The 15,978-nt window shown below is 29.1% G+C and carries 19 protein-coding genes; all 19 read left to right on the top strand.

Annotation, left to right across the window (positions count from 1 at the left end; genetic code table 11):
- Positions 1–91: 91 nt before the first annotated feature.
- A complete protein-coding gene (infA, locus tag Q0V08_RS01570) occupies positions 92–310 on the top strand; it encodes a translation initiation factor IF-1 (protein WP_040407300.1) in 219 nt (72 codons plus the stop codon).
- A gap of 28 nt (positions 311–338) precedes the next feature.
- On the top strand, positions 339–452 hold the full coding sequence (gene rpmJ / locus Q0V08_RS01565; protein ID WP_040407302.1) for a 50S ribosomal protein L36: 114 nt from the start codon (positions 339–341) through the stop codon (positions 450–452).
- A 154-nt stretch (positions 453–606) separates the two neighbouring features.
- The gene (gene rpsM / locus Q0V08_RS01560; protein WP_023050828.1) at positions 607–963 is read left to right on the top strand and encodes a 30S ribosomal protein S13; all 357 of its coding nucleotides are present in this window, start codon (positions 607–609) and stop codon (positions 961–963) included.
- Between the two features lie 56 nt (positions 964–1,019).
- Positions 1,020–1,409 (top strand): 30S ribosomal protein S11, encoded by a 390-nt coding sequence (gene rpsK, locus Q0V08_RS01555; RefSeq protein ID WP_023050829.1) that lies wholly within the window; start codon positions 1,020–1,022, stop codon positions 1,407–1,409.
- Positions 1,410–1,470: 61 nt separating this feature from the next.
- Positions 1,471–2,058 carry a 30S ribosomal protein S4 gene (rpsD, locus tag Q0V08_RS01550; RefSeq protein WP_023050830.1) on the top strand — a complete coding sequence of 196 codons (588 nt, stop codon included), beginning with the start codon at positions 1,471–1,473 and terminating at the stop codon, positions 2,056–2,058.
- A 26-nt stretch (positions 2,059–2,084) separates the two neighbouring features.
- On the top strand, positions 2,085–3,062 hold the full coding sequence (locus tag Q0V08_RS01545) for a DNA-directed RNA polymerase subunit alpha (RefSeq protein WP_023050831.1): 978 nt from the start codon (positions 2,085–2,087) through the stop codon (positions 3,060–3,062).
- Positions 3,063–3,086: 24 nt separating this feature from the next.
- Positions 3,087–3,437, top strand: coding sequence for a 50S ribosomal protein L17 (gene rplQ / locus Q0V08_RS01540; RefSeq protein ID WP_023050832.1), 351 nt, complete (start codon positions 3,087–3,089; stop codon positions 3,435–3,437).
- A 232-nt stretch (positions 3,438–3,669) separates the two neighbouring features.
- Positions 3,670–3,870 (top strand): cold shock domain-containing protein, encoded by a 201-nt coding sequence (locus Q0V08_RS01535; protein WP_023050833.1) that lies wholly within the window; start codon positions 3,670–3,672, stop codon positions 3,868–3,870.
- Positions 3,871–3,975: 105 nt separating this feature from the next.
- Positions 3,976–4,572: a dephospho-CoA kinase gene (coaE, locus tag Q0V08_RS01530; protein ID WP_297431491.1), complete on the top strand. Its 597-nt coding sequence runs from the start codon at positions 3,976–3,978 to the stop codon at positions 4,570–4,572.
- Positions 4,569–6,719: a U32 family peptidase gene (locus Q0V08_RS01525; protein ID WP_297431489.1), complete on the top strand. Its 2,151-nt coding sequence runs from the start codon at positions 4,569–4,571 to the stop codon at positions 6,717–6,719. Before coaE ends, Q0V08_RS01525 begins: the two co-directional genes overlap by 4 nt.
- The gene (locus Q0V08_RS01520) at positions 6,719–7,216 is read left to right on the top strand and encodes a phosphatidylglycerophosphatase A (RefSeq protein ID WP_297431487.1); all 498 of its coding nucleotides are present in this window, start codon (positions 6,719–6,721) and stop codon (positions 7,214–7,216) included. Before Q0V08_RS01525 ends, Q0V08_RS01520 begins: the two co-directional genes overlap by 1 nt.
- Positions 7,217–7,229: 13 nt before the next feature.
- Complete coding sequence (locus Q0V08_RS01515; protein ID WP_297431485.1) at positions 7,230–8,435, top strand: CinA family nicotinamide mononucleotide deamidase-related protein; 1,206 nt, start codon at positions 7,230–7,232, stop codon at positions 8,433–8,435.
- A gap of 3 nt (positions 8,436–8,438) precedes the next feature.
- On the top strand, positions 8,439–8,987 hold the full coding sequence (locus Q0V08_RS01510; RefSeq protein WP_023050838.1) for a cupin domain-containing protein: 549 nt from the start codon (positions 8,439–8,441) through the stop codon (positions 8,985–8,987).
- A gap of 15 nt (positions 8,988–9,002) precedes the next feature.
- Positions 9,003–11,519 carry a DegV family EDD domain-containing protein gene (locus Q0V08_RS01505; protein ID WP_297431483.1) on the top strand — a complete coding sequence of 839 codons (2,517 nt, stop codon included), beginning with the start codon at positions 9,003–9,005 and terminating at the stop codon, positions 11,517–11,519.
- A gap of 150 nt (positions 11,520–11,669) precedes the next feature.
- Entirely contained in the window at positions 11,670–12,659 is a 990-nt protein-coding gene (gene galE / locus Q0V08_RS01500; RefSeq protein ID WP_297431481.1) for a UDP-glucose 4-epimerase GalE, read from the top strand.
- A 48-nt stretch (positions 12,660–12,707) separates the two neighbouring features.
- The gene (locus tag Q0V08_RS01495) at positions 12,708–13,415 is read left to right on the top strand and encodes a biotin--[acetyl-CoA-carboxylase] ligase (protein WP_297431479.1); all 708 of its coding nucleotides are present in this window, start codon (positions 12,708–12,710) and stop codon (positions 13,413–13,415) included.
- 8 nt (positions 13,416–13,423) lie between these two features.
- Positions 13,424–14,467 carry a tRNA 2-thiouridine(34) synthase MnmA gene (gene mnmA / locus Q0V08_RS01490; protein WP_297431477.1) on the top strand — a complete coding sequence of 348 codons (1,044 nt, stop codon included), beginning with the start codon at positions 13,424–13,426 and terminating at the stop codon, positions 14,465–14,467.
- Positions 14,468–14,479: 12 nt separating this feature from the next.
- The gene (locus Q0V08_RS01485) at positions 14,480–15,544 is read left to right on the top strand and encodes a Xaa-Pro peptidase family protein (RefSeq protein ID WP_297431475.1); all 1,065 of its coding nucleotides are present in this window, start codon (positions 14,480–14,482) and stop codon (positions 15,542–15,544) included.
- 199 nt (positions 15,545–15,743) lie between these two features.
- On the top strand, positions 15,744–15,978 hold a 235-nt coding region (locus tag Q0V08_RS01480), incomplete at its 3' end, for an AbgT family transporter (protein ID WP_297431473.1).

Raw genomic sequence — 15,978 nt, 5'->3', positions numbered from 1 at the left:
TAAAAATAACAATAAAAATGTTAAAAATTAGCTAGACTTTTTGTAAAATAAATGTTAAAATAATATGAATTTCTGTTCGATAGGAGGTAGTATGTCGAAAAAGGATGTTATCGAATTAGAAGGAACTATATTAGAGGCCCTTCCAAATGCGATGTTTAAGGTTGAATTAGAAAATGGACACACAATTTTAGGGCACATCTCTGGTAAAATGAGAATGAATTATATTAAAATTTTACCTGGAGACAAAGTAACGGTACAAATTTCTCCATATGATTTATCTAGGGGAAGAATAGTATACAGAAAAAAGTAAAGTTATGATCACGAGAGGAGGTAATTAAGTGAAAGTAAGAGTATCAATTAAGCCTATTTGTGACAAATGTAAAGTTATCAAGAGACACGGGAAAATCAGAGTAATCTGTGAAAACCCTAAGCACAAACAAGTACAAGGATAACTTGAAAAGTTTTGCAAACTAGTACTGACATGGGAAGTACTGTAAAGGTATGTTAGGCTGTAGAGCTAGTACTCGAAAGAGGCATACCGAGGAAAGTCTTAGTCAGTTAATATACTGACGGATATATAAAATTTTCGGAAGAGGAGGAAAAATTTTGGCTAGAATCGCAGGAGTAGATATTCCTAGAAACAAAAGAATAGAGATTGCTCTAACTTATGTTTACGGAATTGGAAAACCAACTTCACAAAAAGTATTAACAGAAGCAGGAGTAAACTTTGACACTAGAGTAAAGGATTTAACTGAAGAAGAGTTAAACAAAATCAGAGCCATTGTTGAAACTATCAAGGTAGAGGGAGATCTTAGAAAAGAGATCAGACTTGCAATAAAGAGACTTATGGACATTAGATGTTACAGAGGTTCAAGACACAAGATGAACTTACCAGTAAGAGGACAAAAGTCAAAAACAAATGCAAGAACTAGAAAAGGACCTAAAAAGCCTATAAAGAGATAGTTTAAAGCTAATTGTAGTATATAAGAACGGAATTTTATCGTAAGGAGGTAGCTAAATTGGCTAAGAAGAAAGTAGCTAAAATCAAGAAGAAATTGAAAAATATTCCTAACGGAGTAGCTCATATACACTCAACTTTCAACAACACAATAGTAGCAATTACTGATGTGGAAGGTAAAGTAGTAAGCTGGAAATCAGGAGGAACTTCTGGTTTTAAGGGAACTAAAAAAGGAACTCCATTCGCAGCTCAAATTGCAGCAGAGCAAGCAGCTCACATTGCAATGGAAAACGGAATGAAGAAGGTTGAAGTAAAAGTGAAAGGACCTGGATCAGGTAGAGAAGCATGTATAAGATCTCTACAGGCAGCAGGATTAGAGGTTACAAAGATAACTGACGTAACTCCAGTTCCACACAACGGATGTAGACCACCAAAAAGAAGAAGAGTGTAATACACTTTTCTAAGCTCATTATCGTAGAAATTTATTAAGTGTAAGGAGGAACAATAAAGAGATGGCAAGAAATAGACAACCTGTTTTAAAGAAATGTAGAGCTCTTGGAATCGACCCAGTTGTTTTAGGAGTTAACAAATCTTCTAATAGAGGGCCAAGACCAAATGCAAATAGAAAGCCTACAGAGTATGCAATTCAGTTAAACGAAAAGCAAAAAGCTAAATTTATATACAATGTAATGGAGAAGCAATTCAGAAAATTATATGATGAGGCTTCAAGAAAGGATGGAGTTACTGGTTTAACTTTAATCCAATATTTAGAGAGAAGATTAGAGAACGTAGTTTACAGACTAGGATTCGCTAAAACTAGAAGACAAGCTAGACAAATAGTGTCTCACGGACACGTTGCTGTTAACGGAAGAAGAGTTAACATCGCATCTTATAGAGTAAAAGCAGGGGATGTAGTATCTGTAATTGAGAACTCAAAAAATATCGAGTTAATCAAATCTGCAGTAGAAGAGAAAACAGTTCCAGCATGGTTAGAGTTAGATAAAGCTAACTTCGCAGGAAAAGTTCTTCAGAACCCAACTAAAGACGATTTAGATTTCGATCTAAACGAAGCTTTAATAGTTGAGTTCTATTCAAGATAATAAATCCTTTGACAGGAGTTGATTAAATGTTAAAAATAGAAAAACATGCTAAGGGTATTAACATTACCGAATTAAAAACAAGTGACTTTTCTGGTCAATATGTTATAGAACCTTTATATAGAGGATATGGACATACAATTGGTAATGCTTTGAGAAGAGTTTTACTATCATCTATACCTGGTGCTGCCGTTAAAGGTGTTAGAATTGACGGAGTACTAAGCGAATTTTCAGTTATGGAAGGTGTTAAAGAGGCTGTAACTGAGATAATGCTAAATGTAAAAGAGGTAGTAATAAAGGCAGAAACTGCTGGAGAAAGAAAAATGACTCTTTCTGCAAAGGGACCTAAGACTGTTACAGCTGCTGATATAATACCAGATATCGGATTAGAGATTGTAAATCCTGATCAAATTATTTGTACATTAACTACAGATAGAGAGATAGATATGGAATTTATAGTTGATACTGGTGAAGGATTTGTTGTTGCTGAAGAGATAGAGAAAAAAGATTGGGCTGTAGATTTTATAGCAGTTGATGCTATATATACACCAATCAGAAAAGTATCTTACTCAGTTCAGGATACAATGGTTGGAAGAATGACTGATTTCGATAAGTTAACTTTAAACATAGAAACAGACGGAAGTGTTGAGATAAGAGATGCTATTTCTTATGCAATAGAGCTTCTAAAGTATCATTTAGATCCGTTCCTTGACTTAGGAAATAGAATGGATCACTTAAGAGTAGATCTTGAGGAAGAGGAGGAAACTCCTACATCAACTGCTAAAGCTGATGATGTATTAAATACAAGAATAGAAGAGCTAGATTTAACAGTTAGATCATTTAACTGTTTAAAGAAAGCTGGAATAGAGGAAGTTGGACAGTTGGCAAGAATGTCAATGAACGAACTTCTAAAAATAAAGAATCTAGGAAGAAAATCACTAGATGAGATCCTTGAAAAAATGAAAGAACTAGGGTTCGATCTAAATGGAAATGGATCTGTAGAATAATTAGATAAGGAGGCTAACTGACTAATGAACCACAATAAATCATATAGAAAGTTAGGGAGAAGAGCTGACCATAGAAAAGCTATGTTAATGAACTTAACAATATCTCTAATTTTATCAGATAGAATAGAAACTACTGTTACTAGAGCAAAAGAGCTTAGAAAGTTTGCTGAGAGAATGGTTACTCTTGGTAAAAAAGGAACTCTTGCGCACAGAAGACAAGCTTTCGCTTTCTTAAGAAGCGAAGAGGCTGTAGCTAAGTTATTTAATGATTTAGCACCAAAGTACGCTGAGAGAAACGGTGGATATACAAGAATCATCAGAACTTCTGTAAGAAAGGGAGATTCTGCTGAGATGGCTATAATCGAATTAGTATAATTCTAATTCGTTTGGAAAGAGAACTACATTGTAGTTCTCTTTTTTTATTTCAATACTATAATAATAAACAAAACAAAAAAAATGTCTTAAATTTTAATTATTGTATACAAAAACTTTTTTTTCTTCAAAAAACAAACAAAATGTATTGCAAATTAGAAATGTTTAATGTATAATATATCCATAAAGTGCCTAGGGGGACTTATATATATTTTTATATTATTTGGAGGTTAAAATGTTAAAAGGAACTGTAAAATGGTTTAACAAAGAAAAAGGATTTGGTTTTGTAACATGTGAAGAGGGGAAAGATTATTTCGTACACTTTACTGGAATTATCGGGGATGGATTTAGAACTTTAGAAGAGGGTCAAAATGTTTCATTTATCGTAGAAGAAGGAAACAAAGGACCAATAGCTAAAGAAGTAACTGCAGCTTAATATAGATATGAAACCAAGAGTGAAATTAACATTTCACTCTTTTTTTTATAAAAAAAATCAGAAAATATGTTAGAATATAGTATATTCTATTTTAAGGAGATGACAATGATATTAGGATTAACTGGTGGCATAGGAAGTGGAAAATCTACAGTTAGCAAAATCTTTTTATCTATGGGAATTAAAGTTTTTGATGCTGATTTAATTGCTAAAGACATTTTAGAAACTGAACAAGTAAAAGAGGAAATAAAAGAAAAACTAGGAAAAGAGTTTATAAATTTAAAAAGAAACTCTGTAGATAAAGAATTACTAAAAAAAGAGGTTTTTAATAATTCTGAAAAATTAAATATATTAAATGGAATAGTTCATCCTAAAGTTATAGAGATATATGTAAATAAATATTTAGAATTTAAAGATAAAAAAGAAATTATAATTTTTGATGTTCCATTATTATTTGAAGTTAATTTAGATAGATATTGTGATAAGGTAATAGTTGTAGACATAGATTTAAAAGTTCAAATAGAAAGAATTAAAAATAGAGATAATATTGATGTTGCTTTAATAAATAAAATAATAGCTACTCAAATGTCTAGAGAAGAAAGAAATATGAAAGCAGATATTTTAATTGAAAATAACGGAAGTTTAGAGGACTTAAAAGAAAAAATAGAAAAAATAATTAAAGATATAGAAAGAGGAAAAATATGAAAATAGTTGCCCCAGCAGGAAGTATTGAAAGATTTCACGCTGCTATAAAAGCAGGTGCAGATGAAATATATATGGGATTAAAAGGTTTTGGTGCAAGAAGGAATGCCGTAAACCTAACTTTAGAAGAGTATAAAGAAGCATTAGATTATGCACACGCAAGAGGAGTAAAAGTATTCTTAACGTTAAATACTATAATGATGGATGTTGAGATAGAAGCAATAGCTATAAATTTAAGAGAGCTATATAAACATGGATTAGATGCAGTTATTGTTCAAGATTTTGGATTAGCAAAGTTTATAAAAGTTAACTTTCCAGATTTAGAACTACATGGTAGTACTCAAATGACTGTAGCAAATCATATAGAAGCCAATTATTTAAAATCTATCGGTTTTGAAAGAGTTGTTTTACCTAGAGAGTTAACTTTTGAAGAAATAAAAGAGATAAGACAAAAAAGTGATATCGAGTTAGAGATATTTGTTTCAGGAGCATTATGTATATCTTATTCAGGAAATTGTTATATGAGTAGTTTTATAGGTAGACGTAGTGGAAATAGAGGGATGTGTGCACAACCTTGTAGAAAAAAATATACTTCTAATGGAGATGATGAAGGGTATACTTTAAGTCCAAAAGATCAGTTATATGGGTATGATGAAATTCAAAAATTAAAAGAGATTGGAATAGATAGTATTAAATTAGAAGGAAGAATGAAAGAACCTAATTATGTGTTTCAAACAGTTAATTATTATAAGGAATTAATAAATGGAAATAACGTTGAAGAAAAAAGTTCGCAGATATTTAATAGAGGCTATAGCACTGGATATTTTTATAAAGATAGAAAAGATATAATGAATAAGAGTTTTGCTAGTCATTTAGGAAAAAATCTTGGAGAGTTAAATGGAAAAGAACTTAAATTAAAAGAAAGAATAATTTTGGGAGATGGAGTAACTTTTTTATCGAAAGATTATGAAAAAATAGGTGGAACTTATATAAATAGGATAGATACCAAATTTGAGAAAAATAAAAGAGAGGCTAACTCGGGAGAAACTTTAATATTAAAAGATCTTCCAAAAGAAACAAAATATGTATATAGAAATTACTCTAAAGAAATTAGTGATTTAATTGAATCAAAAATGAAAACAGTAGATAAAAAACATGCTATAGACATAACTTTTAAAGGTAAAATAGGAGAAAAGGCTAAAATAACAGTTTCAACCTTAAATAATAAATTTGAACTAATAAAAGTATCATTAGAAAGTGAAAATATAATAGAGCAAGCTAAAAATAAAGGTACATCACAAGATATTATAAGTGAGAAATTATTAGAGATAGGAGATACAACATTTGTTGGATTTGTAAAAAATATTGAAATAGATGAGAATATATTTTTACCAATCTCTACTTTGAAACAATTAAAAAGAGATGCTGTAAAAATTCTTTTAGAAAAGTTGGTATTAAGCTATAGAAAAGAAAGTTGTAGTGAATTAATAAAGTTATCTAAAATAGAATCTAGTGAAAAAAATAGTATACTATCAGCAATAGTTTCAACAAAAGAGCAAAAAAATATTTTAAATTCTTATGGAGTAGATAAAATATATTTTAAAGGTTATGATGTAGCAAGAGAAGAAAATTTAGAAAAAATAGATTTATCAAATAAGATGGCAACTAACTTATATCAAGCTTTAGAAAATAAAAATCCACAAATAACATTAGGATGGAATTTAAATATATCAAATCGTTATGCCTTTGATCACTTCTCTAATATAGAAAAAATAGATACAATTATAGTATCTCCTGAAATTAGTTATAGAAGACTAGAAGAGATGGGGGAAACAAAAATAAAAAAAGCTATATTAGCCTATGGAAGACCAAGAGCTATGTACACTGAACTATCTTTAGGAAATGAAGAGGTAAAAGTTATAGAAAATGAGCAAGGAGATAAGTTTACAATAATAAAAAATGATATAGGAAATAGTGAAATTTATTTAGAAAAGCCATTAAATATACTTAAAGATAGAAAATATTTAGAAAAAATTGGAGTCTCTGAATTAGTTTTAGAGTTTACAACTGAAACAGCTGAAGAGATAAAAGATATTCTAGATGGAAAGGGAAGATATAGACCTTATAACTATGAAAAAGGAGTGTTTTAATGAATAGAAAAGTAGTTAAGAATTTGGCAACAGTATTTGGATTAGGAGAGATGCCTATAGCTCCAGGAACTTTTGGAACATTAGGAGGAATCCCAATATATATAGGATTGGTACTTTTAAAAAAAATATTTCCTAATAATATGATTTATAATTCGTTTTACTTTATGTTTTTAATGACATTTTTTGCAATTTCTGTCTATATTTGTGATATAGCTGAAAGAGAGATTTTTAAAGAAAAAGATCCACAAAAAGTTGTAATAGACGAGGTATTAGGATTTTTGACGACACTTTTTTTAATAAACCCAGTAGGTATATTTCAAACTATTATGGCCATAATAATAGGATTTGTAATATTTAGATTTTTTGATATAACTAAAATAGGTCCAATTTATAAATCGCAATTTTTTGGAAATGGCGTTGGAGTAGTTTTAGATGATTTTTTAGCTGGAGTTATTGGAAATTTTTTAATGGTTTGTATTTGGACAATATTTTTCTAAGAGGTAGATAAAAATGAGATGTACTTTAATATTAGTTGGAACAGAACTTTTAAATGGGGCTACTTTAGATACAAATAGTGTATTTATGGCTGAAGAGTTAAACAAAGTTGGAATAAAAATTGATTTTAAGTTAACAGTAGGGGATTCGTTAGAAAAAATAGAAAAAGCTTTAACATTTGCTAAACAAACAAGTGATTTAGTGATTTTATCTGGAGGATTGGGTGCAACAGATGATGACTTAACCAAAGAAGCAATAAGAAAATTTTTGAATAAAAAATTTGTTATAGAGAGTAACGAATTAGAAGAATTAAAAGAAAAATTTAAAAAATTAAATATTCAATTTTTAGATAAAAATTATAAAGAGGTTGAAAAGCCTGAAGGGGCAATTTCAATAAAAAATGATGTAGGGATGGCACCCGCATTTTATATAGAGGGAATTGCAGCATTTCCAGGAGTACCTAGAGAACTATATAATATGTTTCCGAAATTTTTAAAATTTTATACAGAAAACTTTTGTGTTAATCTAGATCCAATTTATATTAAAGATATAATAGTTTCTGGAATTCCAGAATCAATACTTGAAGAGAAGATTAAAGAGTATTTCATAGATCCAAACATAGAGTATGAATTTTTAGTTAAAGACTATGGTATAATAGTTAGGATGCAAACATCAAATAGACATAAAATCACAGTGGAAAAAATTAAGGAAAAGATATATAATAGTATAGGAAAATATATATTAGGCGAAGATAAAGAAAAAATTGAAGATAAAATTTTTAATATTTTAAGAAAGAAAAATTATTCTCTTTCTGTAGCAGAATCTTGTACAGGAGGAATGTTGTCTTCAACATTTGTTACAATACCAGGAATATCAAAATATTTTCAAGAGGGAATAATAACATATAGTAACGAATCAAAGGTAAGTCGATTAAAAGTAGACAAAAATTTAATAGAAAAATATGGAGCTGTTAGCAAAGAAGTAGCAGAAAAAATGGTGAATGGATTAACAACCGATGTAGGAATTTCTACGACAGGAATTGCAGGTCCTGATGGTGGAACTCAGGAAAAACCTGTAGGATTAGTTTATATTGGAATTAAAGTTAAAGAAAAGACAGTAAGCTTTAAATTCAATTTCACAGGGGATAGGGAAAAGATAAGAAAAAAAGCAGTTCTCCATAGTCTATTTGAACTATATAAAATCTTAGAGGAGGATGAATAAAAAGTGAGTATAGGAGAGAGAATAAAAAAAAGTAGAAATGAAAAATCATTATCATTAAGAGAGTTAGCAACAATGGTTGATTTATCAGCTAGTTTTTTATCACAAATAGAGCAGGGTAAGGCATCTCCTTCAATTGAGAACTTAAAAAAAATAGCAAATTCATTAGATGTAAGAGTTAGTTATCTAATTGAAGATGAAGAAGTAAAGAAGAACTCTGATTTAATTAGAGCAAAAGAAAGAAAATACGTAGAGAGTGTTGACTCAAATACAACAATATCTTTATTAACATCGTCAAACATAGAGAAAAGTATGGAACCAATTTTATATGAGATTGGTCCAGGTGGTGAAAGTGGTAGAAGTTATTACACACATCATGGAGAAGAGTTTATATTTATTCTTGAAGGAAGTTTAGATATATATATAGAAGAAACAGTTCATAGTTTACACGAAGGAGATAGTTTCTATTTTAAATCTAGTCAAAAGCACAGATTTAAAAATAATTCAGATAAAAGAGCTAGAGCTCTTTGGGTGGTAAATCCACCAACATTCTAAAAATGGAGGAAAATAATGAATATAGAAGTAAAGGTATTGAACTCTACTAGGCTAACAAAGTTATTAATAGCTGCAAGTAGATGGCTATCAAAATATTCAGATGTTTTAAACGATTTAAATGTATATCCAGTACCAGATGGAGATACAGGAACAAATATGTCTATGACATTACAAGCAGTTGAAAATGAATTAATAAAGTTAAATCATGAACCAGATATGGAAGAATTAGCTGATATAGTTTCAGAAGCAATTCTTTTAGGAGCAAGAGGAAACTCAGGGACAATTTTATCTCAAATTATCCAAGGATTTTTAGAGGGAGTTAGAACTAAAGAGGAAGTTACAGTTGATGATGTAAAGATAGCTTTTAGATTAGCTAAAGAGAAAGCATATAAAGCTGTAAGTGAACCTGTAGAAGGAACAATGCTAACTGTTATAAGAAGAGTAGCTGAAGAAGCAGAAATCTATAATGGTCCATCAGATGACTTTATTCCATTTTTAGTTTACTTAAAAGAGGCAGCAAAAGAAGCTGTAGAAGAGACACCAAATCAATTACCAAAATTAAAAGAAGCTGGTGTAGTAGATGCTGGAGGGCAGGGAATATTCTATATTTTAGAAGGTTTTGAGAAGTCAATTACAGATCCAGAAATGCTTCACGATTTGGAGAGAATAGTTCAATCTCAAGCTAAGAGAAAAGATATAATGGAACACTCTGGAAATCATGTATTTGAAGATATAAAATTTAAATATTGTACAGAGTTTGTAATTGAATCTGGAGATTTTGATTTAGATGATTATAAATCTAAAATAGTAAACTTTGGAGATTCTATGGTATGTGCTCAAACATCAAAGAAAACAAAAACTCATATACATACGAATAATCCAGGGGCAGTACTAGAAATAGCAGGTAAATTAGGGAATTTATCAAATATAAAAATTGATAATATGGAAATTCAGCATAAAAATATGCTTTTAGCAGATGCTGAACAATATAAAATTGATAAAAAAGGTAAAGTTCTAGTTCAAAATGAAAATAGTAAACCGATAGCATATTTTGCTATTGTTGATAATATGGAATTAGGAAATTTATTTTTAGACAATGGAGCTACAGCTGTATTAATTGGAGGACAAACACAAAATCCAAGTGTTGCTGATATAGAAGAAGGAATTAATAAAATAAAAGCAGATAAGATTGTTATTTTACCAAATAATAAAAATATCATATCATCTGCAAAAATGGCTGCAGAAAGATCTTCTAAAGAGGTAACTGTTTTAGAGACTAAAACAATGCTAGAAGGAGAATATGTTGTAAAAAATAAAGATTTTGGTATGGATGAAATCTTAAAGCAACTTCCATTTAACACTTCAATTGAGATAACTCAAGCAGTTAGAGATACAAAAGTAGATGATTTAGTTATTTCTCAAGGTGATTATATAGCATTAATCAATGGAAAAATAAAGTTAAGAGCAGCTACATTAGAAGAGATTGTTGAAAATACATATAGAGAGTGTGTAAATAGTGAAACATTAAACATATTTGCATGTATTGGAAAAGGGTCAACTGAAGAAGCAAATAAAATTCTTAAAGGAATAAAATCAACAGTTAAATATTCAGATTTAGTAATAGGACAAGAAAATTATCCATACTATATTTATATAACGAATAGAAACCCTGAATTGCCTGAAATTGCGATTGTAACGGATTCTACGTCAGATTTAACGCCAGATATGATAAAGGGCTTAGATGTGGATATAATACCGTTAAAAATAAAATTAGCAGGAGATACATATTATAGAGATGGTGTAGATATTTCTAAAGGAGAGTTTTGGAAGCAATTATTAAAAGAGAATATAGTTCCTAAAACATCTCAACCATCACCAGCTGAATTTAAAGAGCTTTATGAAAAATTACTTGAAAAAGGTTATAAAAAAATTATTTCAATTCACATTTCAAGTAAATTAAGTGGAACTCAACAAGCTGCTAGAGTTGCAAGAGGAATGTTAAACAAAGAGGATGATATTGCTATAGTAGACTCTAAAGTAGTAACATTTGCTTTAGCTCATATAGTATTAGAAGCTGCAAGAATGGTAAAAGAAGGAAAGTCATTCGATGAGATAATAGAATGGATTGATGAAACAAAAAGTAAAATGAAAGTTTATTTTGTTGTAAAAGAACTTTCTTATTTAGAAAAAGGTGGAAGAATAGGAAGAGCATCATCAGTCATTGGTGGATTCTTAAAAATTAAACCAGTTTTAAAATTAGAAAATGGAGAAGTATGTATTGAAGCTAAGGCTCTTGGAGAAAGAGGAGCTTTATCATATATGGAAAAACTAATCAAAAATGAAAAAAATTCAATAATAATGTATACTGGTTGGGGTGGAACTCGTAGTGAATTAGAAGCTGCAGACCAATTGAGAAGTATTGCAGAAAAAACTAAAAAATTAGATTATAGAGGTAGAATGGAAATAGGAGCAACAATAGCTTCTCACACAGGACCTGTATATGGAATGGGAATTTTAAATAAAATAAGATAGTAAAAAATAGCTAGATTTATAATCTAGCTATTTTTATAAATGTAATCTTTTTTAAATAAATTAAATAAGATATATCATAAAGGGTTTTAAAAGGATTGACTGGACATTAAAAAGCAAATATAATAAAGAAAAAACCATAGGAGGATAAAGATGGCAATATTAGTTTGTGGTGGAGCTGGTTACATTGGGAGTCATGCAGTAAAAGCTTTGTTAGAAGCAAAAAGAGAGGTAATTGTTTTAGATAATATGCAAACAGGGCATGTAGAAGCTATTCCAGAGAATATAAAATTAGCTTTAGGAGACTTAAGAGATGTAGAGTTTTTAAAAAAAGTTTTTAAAGAGAATAAAATAGAAGGAGTTATACATTTTGCAGCTGATTCTTTAGTAGGAGAAAGTATGACAAATCCAGCTAAATATTTTGAAAATAATGTAGTTGGATCAATGAATCTGTTAAATACAATGAAAGAATACAATGTAAAGAATATTGTGTTTTCATCAACAGCAGCAACATATGGGGAACCTAAAAATATACCGATTTTAGAAACAGATGAAACTTTGCCAACAAATCCTTATGGTGAAAGTAAATTAATGGTTGAAAAACTATTAAAATGGTATGATTATGCATATGGAATAAAATATACAGCTCTTAGATATTTTAATGTAGCAGGAGCTTATCCAACAGGAGAAATTGGAGAAGATCATAGTCCAGAAACACATCTTATTCCAATAATATTGCAAGTAGCTCTAGGAAAGAGAGAAAAAATAGGTATATATGGAGATGATTATCCAACTGAAGATGGAACATGTATAAGAGATTACGTTCATGTAATGGATTTAGTAGATGCACATATACTAGCCTTAGACAGATTAAAAAATGGTGGAGAAAGTACAGTTTATAATTTAGGTAATGGAGAGGGATTCTCAGTTAAGCAAGTTATAGATGTAGCAAGAAAAGTGACAAAACATCCAATACCAGCAGAGGTATCTCCAAGAAGAGCAGGAGATCCAGCAAAGTTAGTAGCAAGTTCAGAGAAAGCAATGAAAGAGTTAAAATGGAAACCTAAATATGCATCGTTAGATTCAATAATAGAAACGGCTTGGAAGTGGTATAAAGAAAATCCTGAGGGATATAACGACTAAAAAAATTAGGCAGAATTCTGCCTAATTTTTTCTTTATAAGGAGAAAGAATGAGAATATATAAATTTGATGAGATAGATTCTACAAATAAGTTTTTAAGAGAGAAAACTGATACAGTAGAAGGAGATTTAGCAATAGCAAAAGTACAAACACTGGGGAGAGGAAGAAGAGGAAATAAATGGGTTTCTACTGAAGGGGCAGCACTGTTTTCATTTGTGTTAAAACATGATACGGAAATACCAGAAGAAGAGTATATGAAGCTACCTCTTTTAATAGGATATTCTCTTTTATTTTCATTAAAAAAAATAGAGAATTTAGATTATAAATTTAAATGGACAAATGATTTATATTTAGATGAGAAAAAAATGAGTGGAATTTTAGTGGAAAAAATAAAAGATAACTATATTATTGGAATTGGCTTAAATGTAAATAATTTAAGTTTAGAAGAAGCTGAAAATATTGCAATATCATTGAGAGAAAAAACAGGTAAGATATACGATTTAGAGAAAGTAATAACAACTATTGTCGAAGATTTCTATAATAATTTTCAAGAGTTTAAAAAAGGAAAATGGAGAGAGATATTAGAGAAAATTAATAAAGTTAATTATCTATATGGAAAAAGAATAAATATTGTTACTTTTGATAAAGAGGAAAGTGGAATAGCTGGAGATATCTTAGAAGATGGAATGTTAGAGGTATTTGTAGGAGATGAAATAAAAAAATATAATATTGGATCAATTCACATATCAAAAAAATAGAGGAAAATATGAATAAGAAAAGAATAGTTTTAGGATTGAGTGGTGGAGTAGATTCATCAACTTCAGCATACATGTTAAAAGAGGATGGTTTTGAGGTAATTGGAGTTACTTTAGTAGTTAGTAATGAACAAAGAGAGTCTCAAGATTTAAAAGATGCAATAACTCTTGGAAAAGAGTTAAATATAGAGCATATAGTTTTAGATATTGTAGATGAATTTAATGAAAAAATTGTAAAATATTTTATAGATGAGTATTCAAAAGGGATGACTCCATCACCATGTGTAGTTTGTGATGAGATAATAAAAATAAAAAAATTAATAGAGATTGCTAATTTAAAAGAAGCATATTATATAGGGACAGGTCACTATTGTGAAATAAGTAAAGAAAATAGATTTAAAAAAAATCTATTTAAAAAACCAAAGGATATAAGAAAAGATCAAGGATATATGTTATATAGAATAGAACCTGAAATAATAGAGAGGATGATATTCCCTTTAGCAAAATATGAAAAGACTATTGTTAGAGAAAAAGCTAAAAAATATGGAGTAAAAGTTTTTGATAAAAAGGATAGTCAAGGTATATGTTTTGCTAAAGAGGGGTATTTGGAGTTTTTAAAAAAAATGTTGGGAGACAAAATTAAACCTGGAAACTATTTAGATAAAACCGGGAAGATTTTAGGTCAACATCAAGGATACCAACTATATACGATTGGGCAAAGAAGAGGGCTAGGAGTCTTATTTTCTAAAATATATTTTATTATTGATATTTTACCAGAAACAAATGAAATAATTTTAGGAGATTATTCAGAGTTATATAAAAAAAGAGTAGAATTAGAAAACTTTAAAGTACATATTTCTTTCAGTGAATTAGAATCAATAAGAGTTTTAGCAAAACCAAGGTTTTCAAGTCAAGGTTTTTATGGTAAAGTAATTAAAGAAAATGAAAAAGTATATTTTGAATATGAAAATGAAAATCCACAAAATGCAAAAGGGCAGCATTTAGTAATATATAGTGATGACTTAGTAATAGGTGGAGGAAAAATAATATTTTAAGGGGGTATTTTGATGAATTTAGAAAAGTTAATGAAAGAAAAAAATGTTGATGCAGTTTTAATTACTAATATGCTTAATGTGAGATATTTTACAGGATTTACTGGAACAACAGGAGTAGCATTAGTAGTAGGAGAAAAAAAATTCTTTATAACTGATTTTAGATATGTATCTCAGGGGAAAGAACAGGTAGAAAAAAATGGATATGAATTAATTTGTGAAAATATATCTACATTAAAAAAAGTTGGAGAGATATTAAAAGAACTAAATGTTAAGAAGTTAGGTATCGAAAATCAAAATGTAACTTTAGATCAATTTAAACTTTTTGAGAGTAATTTTTCAAGTTTAGAATATATATATTTAGATGATAATTTTACAAAAATAAGAGAAATAAAATCAGAAAAAGAGATAGAAATAATAAAAAAATCTGTAGAGATTGCAGAGAAAGCCTTAGAACTAACAATTCCTAAGATTAAAATTGGAGTAAAAGAGAGCGATATAGCAGCAGAATTAGAATATCAAATGAGAAAATTAGGAGCTTCAAAACCATCTTTTGATCTTATTGTGGCATCTAATGAAAGATCAGCTTTACCTCATGGTGTAGCTAGCGATAAAAAAATAGAAGAAGGTTTTTTGACAATAGATTATGGATGTTTTTATAAGGGATATGCTTCAGATATAACAAGAACATTTTATGTAGGAGATAATCCTTCAGAGAAGCATTTAGAGATATATGAAATTGTAAAACAAGCAAATGAAAAAGCTATAAAAGAGGTTAGGGCAGGAATTTCAGTTCATGAATTAGATGCAATAGCTAGAGATTTTATAAAAGAAAAAGGATATGGAGAGTATTTTGGTCATGGGTTAGGACATGGTATTGGGCTTCAAATTCATGAATATCCAGGAGTTTCTTTTAAGGCAGAAAATAAAATATTAAAAGAGGGAATGGTAATAACAATTGAACCAGGAATCTATCTTCCAAATTTTGGTGGAGTAAGAATTGAAGATGATATTTTAGTAAAAAAAGATTCTTATGAAATTTTAACATCATTAGACAAGTCATTTAAAAAAATTAATTAATATTTAAAACTATATAGAAAAATATAAAAAATGTTCGTAAAAAGTACTAATTGCAGAACAATATATATTTTTTTTATAAAAAATATATAAAATTAATCTTATTAATTTTATATAAAATATGGTATCCTTTATCTATAGTAGAAAGTTTATTAATCATTTTATCATAAAATGAAAATAAATTATCAATATGGAGGGGAAAATGGAAGCTGAATTAAAAAAGAACGAACTTAAGAACAAGAGTTTTATTGACAAATTCTTGAACATAATTGAAAAGGGAGGAAATGCCCTACCGCATCCAGCAACACTTTTTGCAATATTGGCTATAGTAGTTATTGTAATATCAGGAATAGGTGGTGCTTTAGGTTGGTCTGTTGATTTTGTTGGAATCAATAGTAAAACAATGAAGACAGAGGAGATGATTATATCAACAAAAT

Source organism: uncultured Cetobacterium sp., from assembly GCF_947038635.1.
Lineage (GTDB): Bacteria > Fusobacteriota > Fusobacteriia > Fusobacteriales > Fusobacteriaceae > Cetobacterium_A.
This window is presented reverse-complemented; position numbering and strand designations above follow the sequence as displayed.